The 21,667-nt window shown below is 68.8% G+C and carries 25 protein-coding genes; 13 read left to right on the plus strand and 12 right to left on the minus strand.

The genetic code is table 11. The features are described from left to right. Positions 1–2 precede the first annotated feature (2 nt). Together AB0C27_RS35025 and AB0C27_RS35030 are read left to right on the plus strand one after the other, a co-directional pair. Complete coding sequence (locus AB0C27_RS35025) at positions 3–902, plus strand: YDG/SRA domain-containing protein (protein ID WP_357853057.1); 900 nt, start codon at positions 3–5, stop codon at positions 900–902. Positions 903–1,140: 238 nt separating this feature from the next. Then, positions 1,141–1,338: a hypothetical protein gene (locus AB0C27_RS35030; protein ID WP_357853060.1), complete on the plus strand. Its 198-nt coding sequence runs from the start codon at positions 1,141–1,143 to the stop codon at positions 1,336–1,338. Between the two features lie 115 nt (positions 1,339–1,453). On the opposite strand, the gene AB0C27_RS35035 is transcribed toward AB0C27_RS35030, so the two are convergent. Further along, positions 1,454–1,705, minus strand: coding sequence for a GntR family transcriptional regulator (locus AB0C27_RS35035; protein ID WP_357853063.1), 252 nt, complete (start codon positions 1,703–1,705; stop codon positions 1,454–1,456). Between the two features lie 340 nt (positions 1,706–2,045). Further along, on the minus strand, positions 2,046–2,297 hold the full coding sequence (locus tag AB0C27_RS35040) for a GntR family transcriptional regulator (RefSeq protein ID WP_357853066.1): 252 nt from the start codon (positions 2,295–2,297) through the stop codon (positions 2,046–2,048). A 211-nt stretch (positions 2,298–2,508) separates the two neighbouring features. Here AB0C27_RS35040 and AB0C27_RS35045 point away from each other — a divergent pair, with 211 nt between their 5' ends. Then, on the plus strand, positions 2,509–2,631 hold the full coding sequence (locus AB0C27_RS35045; protein ID WP_357853069.1) for a hypothetical protein: 123 nt from the start codon (positions 2,509–2,511) through the stop codon (positions 2,629–2,631). Then, positions 2,628–2,918 (plus strand): hypothetical protein, encoded by a 291-nt coding sequence (locus tag AB0C27_RS35050; RefSeq protein WP_357853072.1) that lies wholly within the window; start codon positions 2,628–2,630, stop codon positions 2,916–2,918. The genes AB0C27_RS35045 and AB0C27_RS35050 overlap by 4 nt, the downstream gene beginning before the upstream one ends. Positions 2,919–3,028: 110 nt before the next feature. On the opposite strand, the gene AB0C27_RS35055 is transcribed toward AB0C27_RS35050, so the two are convergent. Continuing rightward, positions 3,029–3,607: a DUF6461 domain-containing protein gene (locus AB0C27_RS35055; protein WP_357853075.1), complete on the minus strand. Its 579-nt coding sequence runs from the start codon at positions 3,605–3,607 to the stop codon at positions 3,029–3,031. Positions 3,608–3,648: 41 nt separating this feature from the next. Further along, positions 3,649–4,392, minus strand: a complete 744-nt coding sequence (locus tag AB0C27_RS35060; RefSeq protein WP_357853078.1) for a DUF429 domain-containing protein — start codon at positions 4,390–4,392, stop codon at positions 3,649–3,651. A gap of 111 nt (positions 4,393–4,503) precedes the next feature. Here AB0C27_RS35060 and AB0C27_RS35065 point away from each other — a divergent pair, with 111 nt between their 5' ends. The 3 genes from AB0C27_RS35065 to AB0C27_RS35075 all read left to right on the plus strand — a co-directional run bounded on the left by AB0C27_RS35065 (position 4,504) and on the right by AB0C27_RS35075 (position 7,159). Then, positions 4,504–5,121, plus strand: coding sequence for a disulfide bond formation protein DsbA (locus tag AB0C27_RS35065; RefSeq protein ID WP_357853081.1), 618 nt, complete (start codon positions 4,504–4,506; stop codon positions 5,119–5,121). 98 nt (positions 5,122–5,219) lie between these two features. Beyond that, positions 5,220–5,765, plus strand: a complete 546-nt coding sequence (locus AB0C27_RS35070; RefSeq protein ID WP_357853083.1) for a hypothetical protein — start codon at positions 5,220–5,222, stop codon at positions 5,763–5,765. Positions 5,766–5,866: 101 nt separating this feature from the next. Further along, positions 5,867–7,159, plus strand: a complete 1,293-nt coding sequence (locus AB0C27_RS35075; protein ID WP_357853086.1) for an ArsB/NhaD family transporter — start codon at positions 5,867–5,869, stop codon at positions 7,157–7,159. Here AB0C27_RS35075 and AB0C27_RS35080 read toward each other — a convergent pair. Genes AB0C27_RS35080 through AB0C27_RS35095 form a run of 4 tightly spaced genes read right to left on the minus strand, consistent with a single transcriptional unit; the run spans position 7,152 to position 11,376 of the window. Further along, positions 7,152–7,610 (minus strand): nuclear transport factor 2 family protein, encoded by a 459-nt coding sequence (locus tag AB0C27_RS35080; protein WP_357853089.1) that lies wholly within the window; start codon positions 7,608–7,610, stop codon positions 7,152–7,154. The genes AB0C27_RS35075 and AB0C27_RS35080 overlap by 8 nt on opposite strands. Positions 7,611–7,652: 42 nt before the next feature. Then, complete coding sequence (locus AB0C27_RS35085) at positions 7,653–9,926, minus strand: xanthine dehydrogenase family protein molybdopterin-binding subunit (RefSeq protein WP_357853092.1); 2,274 nt, start codon at positions 9,924–9,926, stop codon at positions 7,653–7,655. Further along, positions 9,923–10,912: a xanthine dehydrogenase family protein subunit M gene (locus AB0C27_RS35090; RefSeq protein ID WP_357853096.1), complete on the minus strand. Its 990-nt coding sequence runs from the start codon at positions 10,910–10,912 to the stop codon at positions 9,923–9,925. The genes AB0C27_RS35085 and AB0C27_RS35090 overlap by 4 nt, the downstream gene beginning before the upstream one ends. Further along, positions 10,909–11,376, minus strand: a complete 468-nt coding sequence (locus AB0C27_RS35095; RefSeq protein WP_357853488.1) for a 2Fe-2S iron-sulfur cluster-binding protein — start codon at positions 11,374–11,376, stop codon at positions 10,909–10,911. The genes AB0C27_RS35090 and AB0C27_RS35095 overlap by 4 nt, the downstream gene beginning before the upstream one ends. A 121-nt stretch (positions 11,377–11,497) precedes the next feature. Here AB0C27_RS35095 and AB0C27_RS35100 point away from each other — a divergent pair, with 121 nt between their 5' ends. Beyond that, entirely contained in the window at positions 11,498–12,205 is a 708-nt protein-coding gene (locus AB0C27_RS35100) for a TetR family transcriptional regulator (protein ID WP_357853099.1), read from the plus strand. 124 nt (positions 12,206–12,329) lie between these two features. Continuing rightward, complete coding sequence (locus AB0C27_RS35105) at positions 12,330–13,631, plus strand: cellulase family glycosylhydrolase (protein ID WP_357853102.1); 1,302 nt, start codon at positions 12,330–12,332, stop codon at positions 13,629–13,631. 74 nt (positions 13,632–13,705) lie between these two features. Here AB0C27_RS35105 and AB0C27_RS35110 read toward each other — a convergent pair whose 3' ends face one another. Next, positions 13,706–14,719, minus strand: a complete 1,014-nt coding sequence (locus AB0C27_RS35110; RefSeq protein ID WP_357853105.1) for a LacI family DNA-binding transcriptional regulator — start codon at positions 14,717–14,719, stop codon at positions 13,706–13,708. Between the two features lie 111 nt (positions 14,720–14,830). Here AB0C27_RS35110 and AB0C27_RS35115 point away from each other — a divergent pair, with 111 nt between their 5' ends. From AB0C27_RS35115 to AB0C27_RS35130, 4 genes are read left to right on the plus strand one after another with little or no spacing between them, the layout of a single operon-like run. Next, the gene (locus tag AB0C27_RS35115; protein ID WP_357853108.1) at positions 14,831–16,105 is read left to right on the plus strand and encodes a sugar ABC transporter substrate-binding protein; all 1,275 of its coding nucleotides are present in this window, start codon (positions 14,831–14,833) and stop codon (positions 16,103–16,105) included. Continuing rightward, on the plus strand, positions 16,102–17,013 hold the full coding sequence (locus AB0C27_RS35120; RefSeq protein WP_357853111.1) for a sugar ABC transporter permease: 912 nt from the start codon (positions 16,102–16,104) through the stop codon (positions 17,011–17,013). The genes AB0C27_RS35115 and AB0C27_RS35120 overlap by 4 nt, the downstream gene beginning before the upstream one ends. Further along, entirely contained in the window at positions 17,010–17,774 is a 765-nt protein-coding gene (locus AB0C27_RS35125; RefSeq protein ID WP_357853114.1) for a carbohydrate ABC transporter permease, read from the plus strand. The genes AB0C27_RS35120 and AB0C27_RS35125 overlap by 4 nt, the downstream gene beginning before the upstream one ends. Further along, on the plus strand, positions 17,767–19,656 hold the full coding sequence (locus AB0C27_RS35130; RefSeq protein ID WP_357853117.1) for a beta-L-arabinofuranosidase domain-containing protein: 1,890 nt from the start codon (positions 17,767–17,769) through the stop codon (positions 19,654–19,656). Before AB0C27_RS35125 ends, AB0C27_RS35130 begins: the two co-directional genes overlap by 8 nt. 115 nt (positions 19,657–19,771) lie before the next feature. Here the strand turns inward: AB0C27_RS35130 and AB0C27_RS35135 are convergent, their stop codons facing one another. Genes AB0C27_RS35135 through AB0C27_RS35145 form a run of 3 tightly spaced genes read right to left on the minus strand, consistent with a single transcriptional unit; the run spans position 19,772 to position 21,664 of the window. Beyond that, positions 19,772–20,299: a cupin domain-containing protein gene (locus AB0C27_RS35135; protein WP_357853120.1), complete on the minus strand. Its 528-nt coding sequence runs from the start codon at positions 20,297–20,299 to the stop codon at positions 19,772–19,774. Continuing rightward, positions 20,296–21,279, minus strand: a complete 984-nt coding sequence (locus AB0C27_RS35140) for an alpha/beta hydrolase (RefSeq protein WP_357853123.1) — start codon at positions 21,277–21,279, stop codon at positions 20,296–20,298. The genes AB0C27_RS35135 and AB0C27_RS35140 overlap by 4 nt, the downstream gene beginning before the upstream one ends. Before the next feature lie 37 nt (positions 21,280–21,316). Continuing rightward, a complete protein-coding gene (locus AB0C27_RS35145; RefSeq protein WP_357853125.1) occupies positions 21,317–21,664 on the minus strand; it encodes a DoxX family protein in 348 nt (115 codons plus the stop codon). Between the last annotated feature and the right edge of the window lie 3 nt (positions 21,665–21,667).

Here is a 21,667-nt window from a genome sequence, read left to right on the forward strand (position 1 = left end):
CAGTGGCATATATCAGGACATTCGGCGAGATCCCCGGCAACCCCGAAGGCACGCCTTACGTCAGCCGAAAAGCTCTGCGTCTTGCCGGGCTCCACGCACACAACCAGAACGGGATCTCCGGCACGGAAGATGAAGGCGCTGATGCCATCGTGCTAAACGGCGGATACTCGGATGATCGAGATGAAGGGGATATTATAATCTATACAGGACATGGCGGGCAAGAGGACAGACGCCAGGTAGCCGACCAGGAGTTGATCGAGGGCAACGCAGGCCTCGCCAGAAGCCAAATGGAGCGACTGCCGGTACGAGTGATCCGCGGATACAAGGCGAAATCCAAATTCTCCCCCACTAAAGGCTATCGATACGACGGTTTATACCGTGTAGTGCGACACTGGTTCAAAAAACGCGATGACGGATTTCGCGTGCTTCAGTTTCGCTTAGAGAAAATCACCGACGCAGAGACCCTACTTGATAGGCCACAAGACATCGGCGCCGACGATCCGGAGTTGAAATCCGCCACTGCGGATCCCGTGAGTCGCACCGAGCGAGTCACGAGGCAGCTGAATCGGAAAGCAAGCGTGGTGAGAAATATCAAGAAGTGGCACAACAATGTTTGCCAGGTCTGCCACACAACAATCGAGTTGCCCGGTGGCCCTGCCAGCGAAGTCGCCCATATCCAGGGTCTAGGCGAGCCGCACAACGGCCCGGACCGCGAGGAGAACGCGCTCTGTCTCTGCCCCAACGACCACCTACGATTCGATTACGGCGCAATCTACCTGACCGATGATCTGAAGGTCATAGATGCCAAAACCGGGCAAGCCATCGGTGCGCTGAGAACTCACCCGAAGCACTCCATCGACCTCCGATACGTTCGGCAGCACCGAAGCTATTGGACCAAATGACTGCTCAGGACGGGTGCCGCCTCCCTGCGGGACGGGGCAGTTCGGAAGCGGCATCTCTCAGCGTGGCCACTTGGCGTAACCTGCGGCCATACAAGAAGCACTCGGCGACGGCCTCGATGCCACTCGCGACAAAGCTGCCGGCGGAGTAGGGCGACTCAAAGCATTCACTGTCACTATCGCCGGCTCTGAGCGTGAGGATGGTGAGGAACCTTACACGTGGGTCGTGGAGGCTTCCGATATGACCAGCGCGATCAGCAAGGCAACGGCTTACCATGCACGTTCCCAGGAGGAACGAGTGTGCGATCTGGAGCTCGTCCCTCGTTACACCTTCGAAGGTGTTCCTTGCGCCGATTGTGGCTATGACTGGAACGACCTGCGAACCGAGGAGCCGCTGCATGGCGCCGGCGAGGAAGAGGGCACGAAGACGCAGCTGTAGGGCAGCTTCTCGATAAGTGAGAAACCAACTGGACGAGGGCTCCTACAATGCACGGCAGTAGACCGGCTCAAACATCCTGCGTTGCAGCTTTGACCAAGGCATCCGTGGGGACAGACTAGTCAGCCCATTGGCTGGACTCCGCCACAAAGCTGCCCATACCGCGCACGGTGAAGATGAGCCCTCGTCCCCGAAGAATCATCGTGGCCTTACGGGCGGTCTCACGCGCCACCCCGAACTCCTGCACGAGGCGCACCTCGTAAATGGGATGCTTCGGCGGATACTCTCCTGCCCGTATGCGCCTCTCCACTTCCTCAGCTATCTGCGCTGATTTGGGGCTCGTGGGATCAAACTGCCACTCATCCTCCATACCCAGAACTGTAGGAGCCCGCCCTTACCCCCTAACGTTTGCCTCTGCCTATGGACAAGGGTAGACATGCGAGCCTGCTTCGTAGTTCCCCTTCATCCCTGGCAAGGGCCAGGCCTTCCGCGTCACGACGACGAGCCCGCTCTATGCGGCTCTGATGCTTGCCAGGGCCTGCCGCTGCGCTCGAAGCAGGAGGTCAACCCTTGAGGAAGGTCATCACAGAAGTTCGGTTCACACCTCTGCTGGTGGCCGCAGTGCAGTCCGATGTCGAACCTACGAGCAAGCCGTGGCTAAGTGAGTCCCAGGCTTTGCCTTGCCACAGCCTGCTGCTGGCGGGGCGCCATCACCTCTCCGGCCAAGCCACCTTCGGGGCTACGAACGTGCCGCGGCCCTGGATCGTAACAACCCAGCCTTCCTCCCGGAGCACTTCCATCGCGCGCCGTACGGACCCGCGGGCGATGCCGTGCTCCTGCTGCAGGGAGCTCTCCGAGGGCACCACGTGCCGCTCCTCCAGGTCGCCGGCTTTTATACGTTCCCTGATGATCTGCGCGAGTTGCTCGTAGATCGGTATGGGATCGAGCTGATCAATCGTCACGCGACACACAGTAAGGACGTTCTGCCAGGACCGCACGTTGGATACGGGACGTACGTGCTGGTAAAAGGACGTTTTCATCAAAGTCAACGGGCCCGCCTCAGCGATGCGACCGTCGAGACGGGCCCTTGATCGGACGTAGGAGGTCCGACCCATGGGAAACACAACCACAGAAGTTCGGTTCACGCCCCTGCTGGTGGCGGAAGTGCGGGCTGTGTTGGAGAGGCACGGATATCGGCTGCCGGATGAAGGCGATCACGTGCGCAGGCTCGTCGTGGCGCGGGTCGACTTGGCGCTCAGGAACCTCGTCGAGATCTTCGAGGGGAGGACCTGGTGAGCGCTTCCGACGAGATTCCGGACTATCACGGCTGGCACGTCCAGCCGCCCCGACCTGATCACGCCCAGGTGGCCTGGTACACGCCGACTCGGCGGGTGCCGCGGATCCGGGTTTCCGTGCACACCTGCGGCTGCCAGGCGGTGGTGTACGAGCTGTGTGCTGCCGGTGGACAGGGCTTTGTCCGGCGTACAGATCGCGCGGAGAAGACCGTGCACGAGACCGCCTGGATGGCGGCCGCTGCCGCGAGGCGGGTCTTCGAGCTGATTCTGAGCGGGAGAATCGCGTGACAGTGCGCGGCGGGCGGGCCCCTCGCTTGTCCGCCGCGCCCATGTCGCTTGGGTCGTTCCTGCCGGCCGTGACTCTGCGGTTCCTCCTCGTCGGGCCTGACGGCTGCTGGTCACCAGGTCAGGAGGTCCTCCTCTTGGGCGGGGACGACGCCGGAGAGGTAGGTGGCCTGTTCCAGGAGGCTCGGGGTCAGGTTGATGCCGGTGAGGTGTTCGGCCAGGACGAACATCGGGCCTTCATGGGGGTCGGGGAAGCTGGGGTAGCGGGTGTCGATCTCGCGCATTAGCGGTACGAGTTCGTCGGGCACGGGCTGCATGTAGCCCTCCTGGGCGATGAAGCAGAAGCGGAGGTCGCCGTCCTCCAGCCAGTAGAAGTAGTCGAGGGCTTTGGTGTCGAGGCAGTAGTGGGAGACGAGGCGGGTGCCGGCGGATAAGCGGGTGATGACGCTGCCGGTGAGGCCGAACTCCGAGTTCATCTCGACGATCATTGACCAGTCGCCGATGGATGTGATGCCGAGGCGCGCTCCGGACGAGCCGGGGACGGTGTCGTACAGATCGTGGAACGACGCCGAGGTGAAAGTCTCGGGGTGGCCGCCGAGTCTGAGGATGACCTGCTTCGGTGTGAGGCCTCGGACATAGGTGATGCAACCGCCTGTTTCGGCGAGGGCTTCGTAGTCGTTGTCTGGTGTCATCTCGGCATGGTGGCAGGTGGGACTGACAGAAGCGGCGCTGGTCAGGGCGCCTGGATGAGGTCGTTCAGGGGTGTGGTGGGCAGGGCGATCCAGCCTTCGGCGGCTGCGGTTTCCGAGTGTTCCGGGGGTGGGGTGGTGGCGAGGCCGAGGGCGCCGGCGCGGGCGGCCAGGGCGCAGATGACGGCGTCGGTGGCGTCGGCGGAGGTGCGGCAGAGGGCTTCGTGGCCGGCCAGGTCCAGCCAGGGGGCCTCTCTCTTGAGGCGGTCTACGAGCACGTTCAGTTCGGTGGGGCGTTTGTAGCTTTGGTGTGGGAGGTTCCAGAGTCTGAGGGTGGCGGCCGGGTAGACCTCCACGGCCGCGCCGGTTCCGCGGCGGTCCACCGGGTGGCCTTGGGCGGCGAGGGTGGAGAGAAGGGCGGCGCAGCGCATCGTGGTGTGGCCTATGCGGTCGGCCGAGGCGCTCAGGGGGCGGCGGCCGGTTCGGGCCTCCACTGCCTGGTCCGTGACGCGGTGGGTCAGGTCGTGGCGCCAGATCAGGGCGGGTACGTCCTGGGGCACTGTGACGTGGCCTGTTCGGTGGGCGGTGATGAAGTCGATGAACTTGACCGGCCAGCCGAAGGGGCAGTCGATGCCGGTCTTGGTGGCTGCGGTGATGGCTTCGATGAGGAGGTCATCTTTTGCCCCGAGTTCGAGGCGGGTGACTTGGGCGCCGTTGGATGACCAGGTAAGCCAGGCCACGGCTGTGCGTGGGGGTTCTGCGGCGAGGTCGATGCCTGCTGTCAGCACTTCTCAACTGTAGAGAAGGCGGTCTGCTGGAGAAGCCCGGGCTGAGGGGCCGTGAGGCTTCGAGGGCTCTGGTTCCGGTGTAGGGAAGATCGGGAGTGGCATGCTGAGGTGATGGACATCGCCGACTTCTGGTTCGATCCCTCCTGCCCCTACACCTGGCTGACCTCGCGCTGGTTGCTGCAGGTGCGGGAGGTGCGGGAGGTCGAGGTGCGCTGGCATCTGATGAGCCTGTCGGTGCTCAACGAGGGCCGCGACGACGATCCGGAAGGGGATCCGGAGGGCTATCTCTGGGTCCCCGTACGCGTCTGCGCGGCCACCCTGCGCGAGCACGGCCAGGAAGCGCTCGGCCGGCTGTACACAGCCCTGTGGACGACCGGCGCCGGCGACTGGCTCGGCGACCTGCGGACGGCGCTGGCCACGGCCGGGCTGCCGGTCGAGCTGGCCGAGGCGGGGATGAGCGCCGCGTACGACGGCGACGTGCGGGCTTCGCACGCCGAGGGCATGGCTCTGATCGGCGGTGACCACGTGGGCACCCCGATCGTGGCGGTCACCCGTGGCGGCGGCGAGCGGGTGGTGTTCTTCGGGCCGGTCGTCTCGCGTCTCCCGACCGGGGAACAGGCGGGCCGGCTGTGGGACGGGACGCTGCTGGTGGCGGGCACTCCGGGGTTCCATGAGCTGAAGGGCAGGCCGCACGAGGAGCCGCAGCTCGATCGTGCTCACCGAGGGTGACGGGTTTGTGCGAATGGGTGATCCGGCGTGGTGGGGCGGGCTATCTTGGGTGCCTCGTGGCATCCGTACCGCCGGAAACGAGAGCGCTGACACCCCTTATGGACGAGCACGTCATCAGCATCGGGTGGGTTGACGCACCCGACGAGATCGCCTTTCACGACTATGCCGAAGGGACCTACAACTCCTTCTCCTGTAGTTGCGGGCTGCCGCTGGCCGATCGGGACGCCGCCGCGAGGCACGCCGCCGAGTACGGCCGGTGCGTGATGTGTCTCGGCACCGGGGAGATCTCCATCAATCCTCGCGACACGGGTGGCTGTGGGAGTTGTGGCGGGTCGGGGCAGGCCGGGGCGGAGGCGGAGAAGGGGACGGTCATGGTGCACGCTCGGGTGACCGAGGGCTTCATCCGGGAGGTGGCGGAGTTGCTGCCTGAGGAGTTCGGGCTCACTGATGTGGTGGGGGTGCTGGAAGGGCGTATGCCGCAAGGGAGTGGCGGGGTCGAGGCGGTGCTGTCGGTGGCGGCGGGGCTGATTCGGTATCTGGAGGTTCGGGAGGAGATCGTGTTGTGTACGGCGCCCGATTTTCTGCCGGGGGATGGGGTGGAGCAGCGTTATGACGATCCCCGGTGGATTCGCGTCCCCCGATAGAGCTCGACCCCGGTAGGGGTTCCGGTGACGCTTACGCGGTGATCCACGGCGCCGTGCGGGTGGTGTGCGGGTCGTCGGCTGGTGGTTGATAGGTTGCGCGCGTGACGATCACGGCGTGGGTGGCGGTGGCCGTCTTTCTGGGCGCGTACACGCTGATCGCCACCGAAACGGTGCACCGCGTGGCAGCGGCGCTGGGCGGGGCGGGGATCATGTTGCTGATCCACGCCACCGACGCCGGCGCCGCGTTCTTCGACGAGCGGGCCGGCATCGACTGGAACGTGATCTTCCTGCTGCTCGGCATGATGGTCATCGTCGGCGTGCTGAAACAGACCGGAGTGTTCGAGTTCCTGGCGATCTGGGCGGCCAAGCGGGCCCGGGGGCGGCCGTACCGGCTGATGGTGCTGCTCGTGGTGATCACGGCGAGCGCGTCGGCGCTGCTGGACAACGTGACGACCGTGCTGCTGATCGCGCCCGTGACGTTCCTGGTGTGTGAACGGCTGGCGTTGCCGGTGGCGCCGTACCTGATCGCCGAGGCGATGGCGTCGAACATCGGCGGCGCGTCCACGCTGATCGGCGATCCGCCGAACATCATCATCGCCAGCCGCGGCGGCCTGACCTTCAACGACTTCCTCGTACACCTGGCGCCGCTGATCGTGGTGCTGGTGGCGGTGTTCGCGGTGTTGTGCAGGTGGTTGTTCAGGAAGTCGTTCAGGTACGACCCCGAGCTCGCGGCCGAGATCATGTCGCTGAACGAGCGTGAGGCCGTCTCCGACCGGCGGCTGCTGTGGCAGTCGCTGGTCGTGCTGGCGCTGGTGATGGCGGCGTTCGTGCTGCATCCCGTGCTGCACTACGAGCCGAGCGTGGTCGCGTTGCTGGGAGCCGGCGTGCTGGTGGCGGCGACGAGGGTGACGACCGAGGACGCCATTCGCGAGGTGGAGTGGCCGACGCTGGTGTTCTTCGCGGGGCTGTTCGTGATGGTGGGGGCACTGGTGGAGACCGGCGTCATCGGCGAGATCTCGAAGGCGGCGGCGCAGGCCACGCAGGGGCAGCTCGGGCTGGCGACGATGTCGCTGCTGTGGGCCTCGACGGGGCTGTCGGCGGTGATCGACAACATCCCGTACGTGGCCACCATGAGCCCCATCGTCGCCGACCTCGTCCAGGCCAACGGCGGGAACGAGCACGCCCAGGTGCTCTGGTGGGCCCTGGCGATCGGAGCCGACCTGGGCGGTAACGCGACGGCGGTGGGGGCGGCGGCCAATGTGGTGATCATCGGCATCGCCGCCCGAAACGCCACGCCCATCTCCTTCTGGCAGTTCACCCGGTATGGGCTGGTCGTCACGTTCGTCACCGTGGCGTTGTCGACGCCCTACCTCTGGCTGCGCTATCTCACCTGAGCGGTAGTACGTCCACGCCGTGCTCCAACTCCGGGCGGGTGCCGAAGATGCGGCGCTCCGACTCCGTGATCCGCACGTCGTTGATGCTGGCCTCCCTGCGCCGCATCAACCCCGCCTCGTCGAACTCCCACTGCTCGTTCCCGTAGCTGCGCCACCACTGCCCGGAAGCGTCGTGGCACTCGTACTGGAACCGCACCGCGATGCGGTTCCCGAGCACGCCCCACAACTCCTTCCGCAGCGCGTAGTCCAGCTCCCTGTCCCACTTGCGCCGCAGGAACGCCCTCACCTCGTCGCGCCCGGTCACGAACTCGGCGCGGTTGCGCCAGACCGTGTCCTCCGTGTACGCCATCGCGACCCGGTCGGGGTCGCACGTGTTCCAGGCGTCCTCGGCGGCCTGGACCTTGAGCCGGGCGCTCTCCTCGGTGAACGGCGGGAACGGCGGACGTGACATGGCGGATGCCTCCTCAAAGATCCTCGACACAGCAGCCTAGAGTCACAGCAGCTTGTCGAGGGTGATCGGCAGGTCCGCCACGCGCTTGCCCGTCGCGTGCCGGACGGCGTTGGCCACGGCCGCGGCGACCCCGGTGATGCCCACCTCCCCGATCCCGCGCAGGCCCAGCGGCATGGTCGGGTCCGGTTCGTTCAGCCATTCCACGTCGATGTGCGGGACATCGGCGTGCACCGGCATGTGGTACTCCGACAAGCTCGGGTTGACCACACGGCCGTTGCGCGGGTCGATCAGGGTGTGCTCCGACAGCGCCATGCCGATGCCCATCACGATCCCGCCGCGCAGCTGGCTGGCCGCCGTCCTGGCGTTGATGATCGTGCCGGCGTCGAAGACGCCGAGCCAGCGCGACACCCGTACCTCCATGGTGTCGGGGTCGACCCGCACCTCGCAGAAGTGCGCCCCGGTCGCCGCCTTCACCCACTTCCTGCGCTCGCGCAGGAACTTGGTCATGAACGTCAGCGTGTTCGCCTTGACCCCGGCCTCCACGTGGTCGCGGCCGGCGGCGGAGAGGATCTCCTTGTAGGTGAGGCCGCGGTCCCCGGCGTAGAGTCCTCCGTCTCGGGCCTGTACGTCGGCGGGGCGGGTGCCGCGCAGGGGTGAGCCGGGTGCGCGGCGGGCCAGGCCGGTCAGCGTGCGCTTGAGCTTGGCGCAGGCGGCTGTCACGCCCGCCGCGGCGGTCGCGGTCTGCATCGAGCCGCCTGCCCCCGGGCCCGGCGGCAGGTCGGAATCGCCGTACTCCACGCGTACCCTGTCCAGCGGCACGCCCATCTCGTCGGCGGCGATCTGAGCCTGTACGGTCGCCGTCCCCATGCCCATCTCGTGCAGGCCGCAGCGCACCACGAGCGTACCGTCGGCCTCCAGCCGCACGGTCACGCTCGCCATCATCTGCAGCGACGGGTGGTAGGCCGTGGCCACCCCCATGCCGACCAGCCATTTCCCGTCGCGCATGGCCCCGGCCTGAGGATCGCGCCGACTCCAGCCGAAGCGTTCGGCGCCCAGCGCGTACGCCTCCCGCAGCCGCCGCCCCGAGAACTCCTGCCCGCCCAGCGGATCACGCTCGGGCTCGTTGCGCATGCGCAGCTCGATCGGGTCCATGCCCAGCTTCCAGGCCAGCTCGTCCACGGCCGACTCCATGGCGAAGGTGCCGATGGACTCGCCGGGGGCCCGCATGAACGTGTTGGCCAGCAGGTCGAGCTGGACCACGTTCTGCTGCAGGTGGATGTTGGGCGCGGCGTAGAGGTGCCGGGAGCCGGCGGTGATCTGCTCCCCCGAGCCGCCGGTGCGGCCGGTCCTGGACACGCTGGTGTGGATCAGCGCGGTCAGCCGGCCGTCCGCGTCCGCGCCCAGGGCGACCCGCTGGGTGCTGGCGGTGCGCCCGCCGACCGTGTGGTAGACGCTCTCGCGGGTGAGCGCCAGCCGTACCGCCCGGCCGGTCACCCGTGCGGCCAGGACGGCGAGCAGGGTGCCCGCCCAGACCGAGCCTTTCCCCCCGAAACCGCCGCCGACGTGGGGCGACAGGATCCTGATCGACTTCTCCGGCACGCCGAACCGCAGGGCCAGGTGCCGGCGCGTCCAGGCGATGTTCTGGGTGCCCTCGTGCAGGGTCAGCCGGTCACCGTCCCAGACCGCGGTGGTGGCGTGCGGCTCGATCGCGTTGTGGTTGTGCGGCGGCGTCGAGAAGGTCAGGTCCACCGCGTACGGCGCTGCGGCCAGCGCGGCCGGCGCGTCCCCCTTGTTCGCCGACGCCTCGGCGATCAGGCTGCTCTTCTGCGGGACGGCATTGTGCTTCTCCGCCTCGAAGGAGGTCGCGGCGGGCAGCTCCTGGTACAAGGGCCGCACCAGCGACGCCGCGTACCGGGCGATCTCCAGCGTCTCGGCGACCACGACGGCGATCGGCTGGCCGTTCCAGTGCACCTCGTCGGTGCCCAGGTAGTTGACCGTGGTGCCGGAGACCATCGAGCTGAGGTCGAGGACGCTGGGCTTGGGCGGCGGTTTCATGGCCGGGACGTTCTCGTGGGTGAGCACGTCGATCACGCCCCGCACCGCGCGCGCCGCCTCCGTGTCGATGGCGGTGACGCGGCCGCGTGGGATCGTGGCATGCACGAGCGCGGCGTAGGCCAGGTCGGGGTAGGAGTGCTCGGCGGCGTAGCGGGCCTCGCCCGTGGTCTTGGCGGGGCCGTCGATCCGGTCGACCGCGCGGCCGACGTACTTCGTCGCGTCCGTCGTCGCCGGCTCGGCCTCGGCGTACTTGATGCTCATCGCACGGCCCCTTCCTTGCTCAGCTCGCGCAGCGTGGCCACGATCGTGGAGGTGGCGAGTGCGGTCTTGAACGCGTTTCCGTCGCGGACACTCGCCGCGGCCAGTTCGGCCTCGGCCGCGCGCCGGAACGCCGCCTCGTCGGCCGGGCCTCCGGTCAGCAGCCGCTCGGCCTCGCGGGCGCGCCAGGGTTTGGGGGCGACGCCGCCGAGCGCCAGCCGGGCCAGTGTCACCGTTCCGTCGCTCACCTCCAGCGCGGCGGCCACTGAGACCAGGGCGAACGCGTACGAAGCCCGGTCGCGGACCTTGCGGTAGCGGGAGTTCGCCGGGGCCGGCGGCAGCTCGACCGCGGTGATGAGCTCGCCGGGGGCCAGGTGGGTCTCGATCTCGGGGGTGTCGCCGGGGAGCCGGTGCAGGTCGGTCACCGGGATGCGGCGGGTGCCGCCGGTGCCGCGTACCTCGACGACGGCGTCCAGGGCGGCCAGCGCCACGCACATGTCGGAGGGGTGGGTGGCGATGCAGCTCTCGCTGACGCCCAGGATCGCGCAGCTCCGGTTGAACCCGTCGAGCGCGTCGCAGCCGCTGCCGGGCTCGCGCTTGTTGCAGGCGGAGGTGGTGTCGTAGAAGTAGAGGCAGCGGGTGCGCTGGAGCAGGTTGCCGCCCACGGTGGCCATGTTGCGCAGTTGGCCGGAGGCGCCCGACAGCAGCGCCTGCGACAGCGCCGGATAGCGGTCGCGCACGCGCGGGTCGGCGGCCAAAGTGCTGTTGCGGACGAGTGCGCCGATGCGCAGCCCGCCGTCCGGCAGGTCCTCCACGGTGTCGAGGGGCAGCCCGGTGACGTCCACGACGGTCTGCGGCTGCTCGATGCCCTCGCGCATCAGGTCGACCAAATTGGTGCCGCCGCCGAGGAACTTGGCGCCGGGCTCGGTGGCGACGGCCCGCAGGGCGGCCTCGACGTCCACCGGCTTGACGTACGCGAACGGCTTCACCTGGTCTCCCCCGCCACTTCCATGATCGCGTCCACGATGCCGTTGTAGGCGCCGCAGCGGCACAGGTTGCCGCTCATCCGCTCCCTGACCTCGTCCTGGCTGAGCTCACCCGAGCCGCCGGCCGCGCTGGGCATGCCGGCCGCGTGCTCGGCCAGCATGCCGATGGCCGAGCAGATCTGACCGGAGGTGCAGTAGCCGCACTGGAGGCCGTCGTTGCGGACGAACGCCTCCTGCAGCGGATGGTCCACGCCCTCGATCGTGGTGATCTCGCGGCCGTCGTACTGGACGGCCAGGGCCAGGCAGGAGTTGATCCGCACGCCGTCGGCCAGCACCGTGCAGGCGCCGCAGGCGCCCTGGTCGCAGCCCTTCTTCGGCCCGGTCACGCCGAGGCGTTCGCGCAGCGCGTCGAGCAGGCTCACCCATGGCTCGACGTCGAGCGCGGCGACGTCGCCGTTCACCTTCATCCTGATCTCGGTCACTCGCCATCTCTTTTCTGTGCCGGTGTAGTCGGGACGCTAACAGAACACCGTACCCTTAACAAGTGAACGGCGTTCCCTTAAGTAGGACCAGTATGCTGAGACGGACATGACGAGGGCGGCATTTCGCCGGGCCAGGCGGCCCGAGCACAAACAGCAGCGGCGCGAGGCGATCCTCGACGCCGCCCGCGAGCTGGCCCGCACCTCCGGCGTACGCAACGTCACCCTGGGCGCGGTCGCCGAGGCCGTCGGGCTGGTGAAGTCCAACATCGTGCGCTATTTCGGCACCCGCGAGGAGATCTACCTGGAGCTGGCCGGCGAAGAATGGCGGCAGTGGGCCGACAGCGCCACTCCGCGCCTGCGCGCGGCCACCGGCGCGGGCGAGGCGGCGACCGTGCTGGCCGAGACGATCACGGACCGGCCGCTGCTCTGCGACCTGCTCGGGCACACCTCCACCAGCCTCGAACACAACGTCTCCGTCGAGGCCGCCCGTACGTTCAAGCGCGCGGTCATCACCATCGCCACCGAGCTGGGCGCCGAGGTCGCGGCCGTCACCGACCTGACCGAGCGCGAGGGCATGGAGCTGGTCGCCGCCGCGAGCAGCCTGGCCGGCACGCTCTATCCGGCGGCCAACCCGCCGCCCACGGTGATCCAGGTCTACGCCGAGGACCCCGAGCTGGCCGCCCTCTGCCCGGTGCTGCTGCCCACGCTCGTCCGCGGGCTCAAGGCTCTGGCGGCGGGCCTGCCGACGCTCAGGGGCGAGCCGTCGGCCCTCGGAGGCGAGCCGCCGGCCCGCACCGACGAGCCGGCGAAGTGAAACTTTCACCCCGGTCCAGGCGTTCCTGACCGTCCTCGGGTGACTTTCTGGACGTCGCTGCTGATTCCGCAGAGCATGTGCCCGTGCAGGACCTAACCGGTTAACGGCAGTAGAAGGGCACCTCATGACCCACCGACTCGGGCTCGCCACGGCGGCGCTCCTGTCGCTCCTGATCTCGATGCTCATCTCCCCGGCTCCCGCGCACGCCGCGGTCGGGTTACGGGTCAGCGGCACGAGAATCCTGGAGGCCAACGGGAACGCGTTCGTCATGCGCGGCGTCAGCCACGCGCACACCTGGTACACCGGCCAGACCGGCTCCTTCGCCGACATCAAGGCCCTGCGCGCCAACACCGTGCGCGTGGTGCTGAGCGGCGGCCGGTGGCCCGCCAACGGGGCGTCCGACGTGGCGAACGTCGTCTCCCTGTGCCGGCAGAACCGGTTAATATGCGTGCTCGAAAACCACGACACCACCGGGTACGGCGAGCAGAGCGGGGCGTACACGCTGGACCAGGCCGTCGACTACTGGAGCAGCGTCAAGAGTGCCCTCACCGGCACCGAGGACTTCATCGTGGTCAACATCGGCAACGAGCCCATCGGCAACAACAACGCCTCCTCCTGGACCGCCGCGACCACCAGCGCGATCGGCCGGATGCGCGCGCTCGGCTTCCAGCACCTGCTGATGGTGGACGCGCCCAACTGGGGCCAGGACTGGCAGTTCACCATGCGCGACAACGCCCAGGCCGTCGCCGCCGCCGACCCGCAGCGCAACACCGTCTTCTCCATCCACATGTACGGCGTCTTCGACACGGCCGCCGAGATCAACGCCTACCTGAACGCCTTCCAGAGCGCCGGCCTGCCGCTGGTCGTCGGGGAGTTCGGGCACAACCACTCCGACGGCGACCCCGACGAGGACACGATCATGGCTCAGGCGCAGTCACGCGGCCTCGGCTACATCGGCTGGTCATGGAGCGGGAACGGCGGCGGCGTCGAATACCTCGACATGGTCACCGACTTCAACGCCGCCGGCCTGACCTCATGGGGGCAGCGCATCTTCAACGGCACGAACGGCATCGCCGCGACCTCGCGCGAGGCCACGTTCTTCGGCGGCGGCGGCGGGGGCGGCGGCTGCACGGCCGCCGGGTCGGTGCAGAGCCAGTGGGGCGGCGGGTACGTGGTGCAGGCCACGGTCACCAACACCGGCACCGCGCCGGTCACCGGCTGGACGGTCACCTTCACGCTGCCGTCCGGGCACACGATCGCCGGCTCCTGGAACGCCACGCTCACGTCCAGCGGGCAGACGGTGACGGCGCGTAACGCCGGCTACAACGGCAACCTGGGGGCGGGCGGCTCGACCGGCTTCGGCTTCCAGGTCACCCGCCCCGGCGGCACCGCCACCGTGAGCTCGTACACCTGCGCCGCCTCCTGACGCACACCTGACCCGCCCCACCGCGATGGGCTGAGGTCCAGCCCCGGACGCGGCCCCACCACCCCCCGGAAGTGTCAGGACACCCCGGGGGGTGAGGTGGAGTCGCGGATGACGAGCTGGCACGGCAAGGTGTGCACGCCGGGCGTCGCCTTGCCGTCGATCGCCGCGAACAAGTGCTGCGCCGCCGTCCGCCCCAGCACCTCCAGGTTCATGTCCACGGTCGTCAGCGCGGGCCGCGTCTCGGTGGACAGCACCTCCCAGTTGTCGTAGCCCACCACGGCCACGTCGTCCGGCACCCGCCGCCCCCGCTCCCGCACCGCCTCGACGAACCCAGCCGCGATCTGGTCGCTGCCGCAGAACACGGCGTCGATCTCCGGCTCGGCCATGAGCAGCATCTCCGCCGCGTGCCGCCCCCACCGCTGCGACCACACCCCGGACAGCGTCCGCCCCGCCTGGGCGACGCCGGCCTCGGCCAGCGCCTGGCGGAACCCCTCCTCGCGGTCGCGGGCCGCCTTGTAGTGTGCGGGCCCGGTGACGTGGGCGATCCGCCGCCGGCCGAGTGCCAGCAGGTGGTTGACGGCCATCGCCGCCGCCCCGACGTCGTTGGGGACGAACGACACGTCGGCGGGGTCCTCCGACGGCCCGTACGCGTAGACGACCGGCACCGGCAGGTCCTTGCTGATCGACGGCCGCGGGTTGGTGCTCTCGCCCACCACGATCAGCCCGTCGACCCGTCGCGACAGCAGCGCCCTGATGTGGTGCTGCTCCCTGATCGCGTCGCCGCGCGCGTCGCAGAGCAGCACGGCCATCTCCCCGGCCCCGAACGCGTCCTCGGCGCCGAGGAGCACGGGGATGCCGAACCGGCCGACGCTGTCGGAGGTGAGCAGCCCCACGGTCCGCGTCTGCCCGGACAGCAGCCCTCTGGCCAGGGCGTTCGGCTGGAAGGAGAGCTCGGCCGCGGCGGCGAGCACCCGCTCGCGCGTGGCCGCCCGCACGTCCTGGCGCCCGTTGAGCGCCTTGGAGGCCGTGGCGATCGATACCCCCGCCAGCGAGGCCACATCGTTGATGGTCGCCCGCTTAACCGCCATACGTCGAAACCCTTTTCGGTGAATGGTGAACCACTGTGCACCTTAGCACCCATTGACAGGGCCCCACGTTTCTTCTACGTTTCCGAAAACCTTTAAGTCCAGGAGCACATCATGAGACGAAGGCTGGCCGGGATCTCCCTCCTAGGTGTGTTAGCGCTCACAGCCGCGGCCTGCGGCAGCCCCGGTGGCGGAGGAGGCGACGGCGCCACGCCCGCGGACGGTCCCGTGACGATCACCATGTGGACCCGCGCGGCCACCCAGACGCAGACCGAGCGCCTGGTCAAGGCCTACAACAGCAGCCACAAGAACCAGGTCAAGCTCACCGTCATCCCGACCGACAACTACCAGCCGCGCATCGCGGCGGCGGCCGGGGCCAAGCAGTTGCCCGACGTCTTCGCGGCCGACGTCATCTTCGTCCCGAACTACACCTCCCAGGGCCTGTTCATGGACGTCACCGACCGCATCGCGGCGCTGCCGTACAAGGACAAGCTCGCCCCCTCGCACATGAAGCTCGGCACGCTCGACAACCGGCAGTACACGCTCCCGCACACCCTGGACCTGTCGGTCTGGTTCTGGAACAAGGACCTGTACGAGAAGGCCGGCCTCGACCCCGAGCAGGGGCCGAAGACGCTCAAGGAGTTCGCCCAGCACGCCACCACGATCCAGGAGAAGCTGGGCAAGGACGGCAAGGTGCACGGCACCTTCTTCGGCGGCAACTGCGGCGGCTGCTACGTCTTCACCTTCTGGCCGTCGGTCTGGGCCGCGGGCGCGCAGGTCATGAACGACGACGGCACGGCCTCGCTCAACGACCAGCCCGCCATGACCGAGGTGTTCAAGATCTGGCGCGAGCTGTACGAGAAGAAGGCCACGGGCCCGACCGCCAAGGAGGAGCAGGGCCCGACCTGGACCGGCTTCTTCCCCAAGGGCGAGATCGGCGTCATGCCGATGCCCTCGACCACGCTCGGCCTGATGCCGAAGGAGATGAAGATCGGCGTCACCCCGATCGCGGGCCCCGACGGCGGCGAGTCCACGTTCGTCGGCGGCGACTCGGTGGGCATCTCCGCCACCAGCGAGCACGCCGACGCGGCCTGGGAGTTCCTGTCCTGGACGGTCTCCGACGACGCCCAGGTCGAGGTCATGGCCAAGAACAAGGACGTGCTCGCGCGCACCGACCTGGCCGACAACAAGTACTCCTCGGAGGACCCGCGGGTGGTGCTGATCAACTCGCTGGTGGCCAAGGGCCAGACCCCCTTCGCGCTGCGCTTCGGCCAGACCTACAACGACCCGCAGGGCCCGTGGCTGCGCCTGGCCCGTGAGGCGGTGTTCGGCGACGCCTCGAAGGTCGCGCAGCTGAACGCCGAGATCACGAAGTCCCTGCAGCAATGACGCTGACGGTCACGAGATCCGGGCGGGCGGCACACGCGGCGCCGCCCGCCCGGTGGCGCGGCAGGAAGGTGCAGGGCTGGCTGTACGCGGCCCCGACGGCGGTCATCGTGGGCGTGCTGTTCATCGCGCCGCTCGTGCTGGTCGTCTGGATGTCGCTCAACCGCTGGCCACTGCTCGGCCCGGCCACCTTCAACGCCCCGGACAACTACCTCAAGATCGCCGACAACCCGCTGTTCATCGACGCGGTCGTGTTCACGCTGAAGTACACGGTGATCACCACGGTCCTGCTGTCGGGCGTGGCGCTCGGGCTGGCGCTGCTGGTGCAGGAGCGCAGGCCCGGCATCGCCTTCTTCAGGACCGCGTTCTTCCTGCCCGGCGCGGTCGGCTTCGCCGCGGCCGGCCTGCTCTTCTACGGGATGCTGAACAACGACTTCGGCCCCATCGACCCCATGCTCCAGGCGCTCGGCATCACGAGCGAGCCGGTGAAGTGGATCGGCACCCCGAACATGGCGCTGTTCTCCACGATCACGCTGGTGTTGTGGCGTTTCGCCGGGTTCAACATGCTCATCCTGCTGACCGGCCTCCAGGCGATCCCCACCGAGGTGTACGAGGCCGCGAGGAGCGACGGCGCCAACCGGTGGCAGATCCTCACCAAGATCACGCTGCCGCTGCTGCGCCCGACGCTGGCGCTGATGCTGATCCTCAGCGTCACCGGCTCGCTGCTGGCCTTCGACCAGTTCTTCGTCTTCACCAACGGCGGCCCGGACAACAGCACGGTCTCGATGGTCATGGTCGTCTATCGCGACGCCTTCTTCCGCTTCGACCTCGGCGGCGCGGCGGCCCTGTCGGTCGTGCTGCTCGCGGCCCTGGTCGGGCTCAACACGCTGATGATGAGGAGGCTGCGGTGAGCCGCTACCTCACGCTGTCCGCGCTGGCGGTGCTGTTCCTGTTCCCGCTGGTGTGGAGCGGCTACGCCTCGCTGGAGGAGCCGTCCAACTACCTGGAGATGGCCGGGTTCGGCGAGGGCCTGGACACGTACGCGACCAACAGCGTGCTGGTGTCCGGCATGACGGTGGCCGGCACGCTCGTCGTCTCGGCGCTCGGCGGCTACGGGTTCGCCCGCTTCGACTTCCCGGGCAAGAACCTGCTGTTCCTGGCCACGCTGGCGATCCTCATGGTGCCGTACGCGACGATCCTGATCCCGCTCTACGTCCTGCTCGGTTATCTCGGCCTGCAGAACTCCCTGGTCGGGCTGTCGCTGGTGTTCGTGATGTTCCAGCTCCCGTTCGCGCTGTTCATGATGCGCAACGCGTTCGAGGCGCTGCCGCGCGAGCTGGAGGAGGCGGCGCTGGTGGACGGGTGCGGCACGTTCCGGGCCTTCTCCAGGGTGCTGCTGCACGCCGTGCGGCCGGCGCTGATCACGGTGGGGCTGTTCGCCTTCCTCGCCTCGTGGAACGACTTCTTCGCCCCGCTCATCCTGCTCAACGACGGCTCGTCGTTCACGCTGCCGGTGGCCGTGGTCAGCATGACGCAGCACACGTTCGGAGCCGTCGACTACGGCATGCTCCAGGCCGGCGTCATGGTCATGGCCCTCCCCTGCCTCATCCTCTTCATCGTGCTGCAGCGCCACTACGTGCGCGGATTCATGTCAGGAGCTCTGCGTGGCTAATCCCGTCCTGCCCTCATCGGGCGTCCTGTCCCCCCTCGGCCTCGACGCGGTACGCCTCTCGCCCGGCTTCTGGGGCGACCGGGCCGCGCTGAACCGCGAGGTCACGATCGACCACTGCCGGGAGTGGGAGGAACGAGAAGGCTGGATCGGCAACTTCAGAGGCGAGCGGCCCCGCAGGGGGCGGGAGTTCAGCGACTCGGAGATCTACAAGCTGCTCGAAGCCATGGCCTGGGCCGGCCATCCGGGGCTGCCCGCGCTGGCCGAGACGGTGGCGCAGGCCCAGGAGGGCGACGGCTACCTCAACACGCGCTGGTCCGGCAGCCGCTACACCGACTTCGAGTGGGGCCACGAGCTCTACTGCTACGGCCACCTCATCCAGGCCGGCGTGGCCAGGCTGCGCACGCACGGCCAGGACCTGCTGACGGAGGTCGTCGTCAAGGCCGCCGACCACGTGTGCCGCCGCTTCATGAACGGCACCGAGACCTGCGGCCACCCCGTGATCGAGATGGCGCTGGTCGAGCTCTACCGGGCCACCGGCACCGAGCGCTACCTGGAGATGGCCCGCCGTTTCGTCGAGCGGCGTGGGCTGCCCGCGCTGGCCGACATCCCCTTCGGCCGCGGCTACTACCAGGACGACGTGCCGGTCAGGCAGGCGCAGGTGTTCCGCGGGCACGTCGTCCGCGCGCTCTACCTGGCCTCCGGCGTGGTGGACGTGGCGGTCGAGACCGGGGACCAGGAGCTGCTGAAGGCGGTCGAGGCCCAGTGGGAGCGGACGGTCGCGCGGCGTACCCATCTGACCGGCGGCATGGGCTCGAGGCATGCCGACGAGTCGTACGGCGAGGACTACGAGCTGCCGCCCGACCGGGCCTACAACGAAACCTGCGCGAGCATCGCCTCGGTCATGCTGGCGCACCGGCTGCTGCTGGCCACCGGCGACGTCCGCTACGCCGACCTGACCGAGCGCACGCTCTACAACATGCTCGCGACCGGCGTGGCGCTGGACGGCCGCTCGTTCTTCTACGCCAATCCGCTGCAGGTACGGGTGCCGGCGGTGCCGCACGACGGTGTCAACCACGCGGCGGAGGGCGGGCTGCGCTCGCCCTGGTTCGACGTGTCCTGCTGCCCGAACAACATCGCCCGCACGCTGGCCTCCCTGCCCGCCTACCTGGCCGCCGGGACCGGCGACGGGATCGTGCTGCACCACTTCACTCCGTCGGAGATCCGGCACGGGCGGCTGGCGGTGCGGGTGGAGACCGGCTACCCGTGGACCGGCTCGGTGCGGGTGCGGGTGCTGGAGGACGGCGCGGGCCGCATCGGCCTGCGGGTGCCCGCCTGGGCGGCGGACGCGACGCTGGCCCGCGTGCCCGTCTCCGCGCAGGACGCGCCGCTGCCCGACGGGCCGGTCGTGCGGCCGGTGAGTCCCGGGTACGTGCACGTCGAGGGGCCGTGGCGAGCCGGCGACGAGCTCCGGCTCGAACTGCCGATGCGGCCGAGGTGGACGTTCCCCGACCGGCGGATCGACGCGCTGCGGGGCAGTGCGGCGGTCGAGCGGGGGCCGCTGGTGTACTGCGCGGAGTCGGTGGCCGACGAGCCGCCGCTGGGCGATCTGACCGTACGCACCGAGCCGCCGGTGGAGCGGCCTGCGGGTGACGGGGCCGAGGGTGTGGTCGAGCTGGAGGTGACCGCCTCGATCGGCGGCGGCTCGGGAGTCTCGGGCGGCTCCGGCGGCTCCGGCGATGGCGGTGGCTGGCCGTACGGGGCTGCGGGTGCTCCCGAGGACGGCGCCGACGTGCGGTTGCGGCTGGTTCCCTACCACCGGTGGGGGAACCGGGGGCCCGCGACCATGCGGGTCTGGCTTCCGACGATCCCCCCGGCGAAATAGGAGGAGCACGTGCGCGGAGATCCGGCCGGCACGGGGCTGATGCCGACCGGTCCGCGGCCGGCCTTCGCGCGCACCGACATCCCCGCGCGCGAGTCCCGGCGGATCGCCGCGAAGCTTATGGGCGAGGGTCGGGCATCAGGGTGACCTGGTGTTTGGCGAGTTCGGGGATGAGGGCGGCCAGTTCCTCGGGGCCCCAGATCGGTGCGGGCTCGCCGGGTACGGGATCGACGCCGTTGTCGAGCCAGAATTGTTCGTGACCGGCGGGGAGCATGAAGGTGAGCAGTCGGCCGGGCAGCCTTCCGGTGTTGGTGAAGCCGTGGCGGTTGCCGCGTGGGACGAAGAGGAAGTCTCCGGGGCCGGCGGCGATGGCTTCGTCGCCGTTGATGAAGGAGAAGTCGCCGTCGAGGACGTAGAACGCCTCCTCCTCGCGTCCGTGGGCGTGGGCGATCGCGCCTCCGCCGGGCGGAACAGAGCTTTCGAGTACGCCTAGTGCGCCCCCCGTCTGCTTTCCGCTGATCTTGACGGTGGTCGTGTCTCCGATCACCCATGTGGTGACGCCGCCGCCGCGGGGGACGAAGATGGCGTCTTTACGGGTCCAGCGCGGGTCGTCCTGGTCGGGAATGGGAAGCGGGGTGAACGTCATGCCATCTCCTCGGTGGTGTCGAGCAGCCGGCGTAGCCAGGTGAGGCGTGCGTCGAGCATGCGGGCGGTGAGCGCCGCATCGGGCGCCATGGTGTCGAAGGTGTGGAAACCACCCGGCCAGACGTGCAGTTCGGCTTGGACGCCGGCTGCCCACAGTGCGGAGGCATACGCGACGTCCTCGTCTCGGAAGACTTCGGCCGAGCCGCAGTCGAGATAGGTGACCGGCAGGCCGCCCAGGTGCTCGGCGCGGGCCGGGGCGGCGTAGATGGAGACGTCGTCGGTGCCGCGGCGCTCGCCGAGCAGTGCGGTCCATCCGGTGAGGTTGCTGCCGCGATCCCAGATGCCGATGCCCTCGTACTGATGGGTTGAGGTCGTGGCGTCGCGGTCGTCGAGCATGGGGTAGAACAGCATCTGGCCGAGCACCGACGGCCCCTGCCGGTCTCGGGCGAGCAGGACCGTGCCGGCCGCGATGCCTCCGCCGGCGCTGGCTCCGGCGACGATGATGCGATCCGGGTCGATGCCCAGCTCGTCGGCGTGTGCGGCCATCCAGGTCAGTCCGGCATAGGAGTCTTCCACCGGGTAGGGATCGGGGAACTCGGGCGCGAGCCGGTATTCGACGCTCACCCCGACGACGTCGAACTCCTCGACCCAGCCGGCCAACTGGCCCAGGTCGGTGAAACGGTTACCGAGGATCATGCCGCCGCCGTGCACGTAGTAGACACCGGCTGTGGCGGTGGTGTGGTCGCGGCGCCGCAGTACCGAGACCTCGATCTCGGCGCCGTCGTAGCCGTCGATGACCATGGTCTGGTGCTCGATGGGTCGATCACCGATGGCCGGCTCGGCCGTGGAACGGCCGGCGGTCATCGTGCGTAGCGCTGGAATCATGTCCGCGGTGACCGTCACGGGCAGCATTTCTTTGAGCGCGTCGAGTGTTTGAGCCAGCTCCGGGTCGTACGGCGGGCGAGCGATGGTCGCGGTCATGGTTGCTCCTTCGGTGTGAGGAAGATGAGTCGCCTGCTCAGAGGGTGGCGATGGACAGAGTGAGGATGGCGCCGCCGGCGAGCAGCAGAACGGCGGGCGCGGTGACGTTGAAGTCCTTGACGCGCAGGTGGGAACCGACCGCGCCGATGAAGTAGGCGACGACGCCGGCCGCCGCGGCGATGCCGATCGGTGTCCAGAACAGTCCGGCCAGCAGGCCGAGCGCCCCCGCGATCTCCAGCGCCGCCAGCACCGGGATGAGCTGCTGTGCCACGCCGACTCGGGTCAAGGTCTGCACCTGATTGGGCGCATGGCGCAGCTTGCCGTACGCCGAGACGAGCAGCACGAGCGCGAGCAGAACGGAGGCGATACCCGTGACGAAAGCCATGAC

The sequence above is a fragment of the Nonomuraea sp. NPDC048882 genome (assembly GCF_040649755.1).
GTDB lineage: Bacteria > Actinomycetota > Actinomycetes > Streptosporangiales > Streptosporangiaceae > Nonomuraea > Nonomuraea maheshkhaliensis.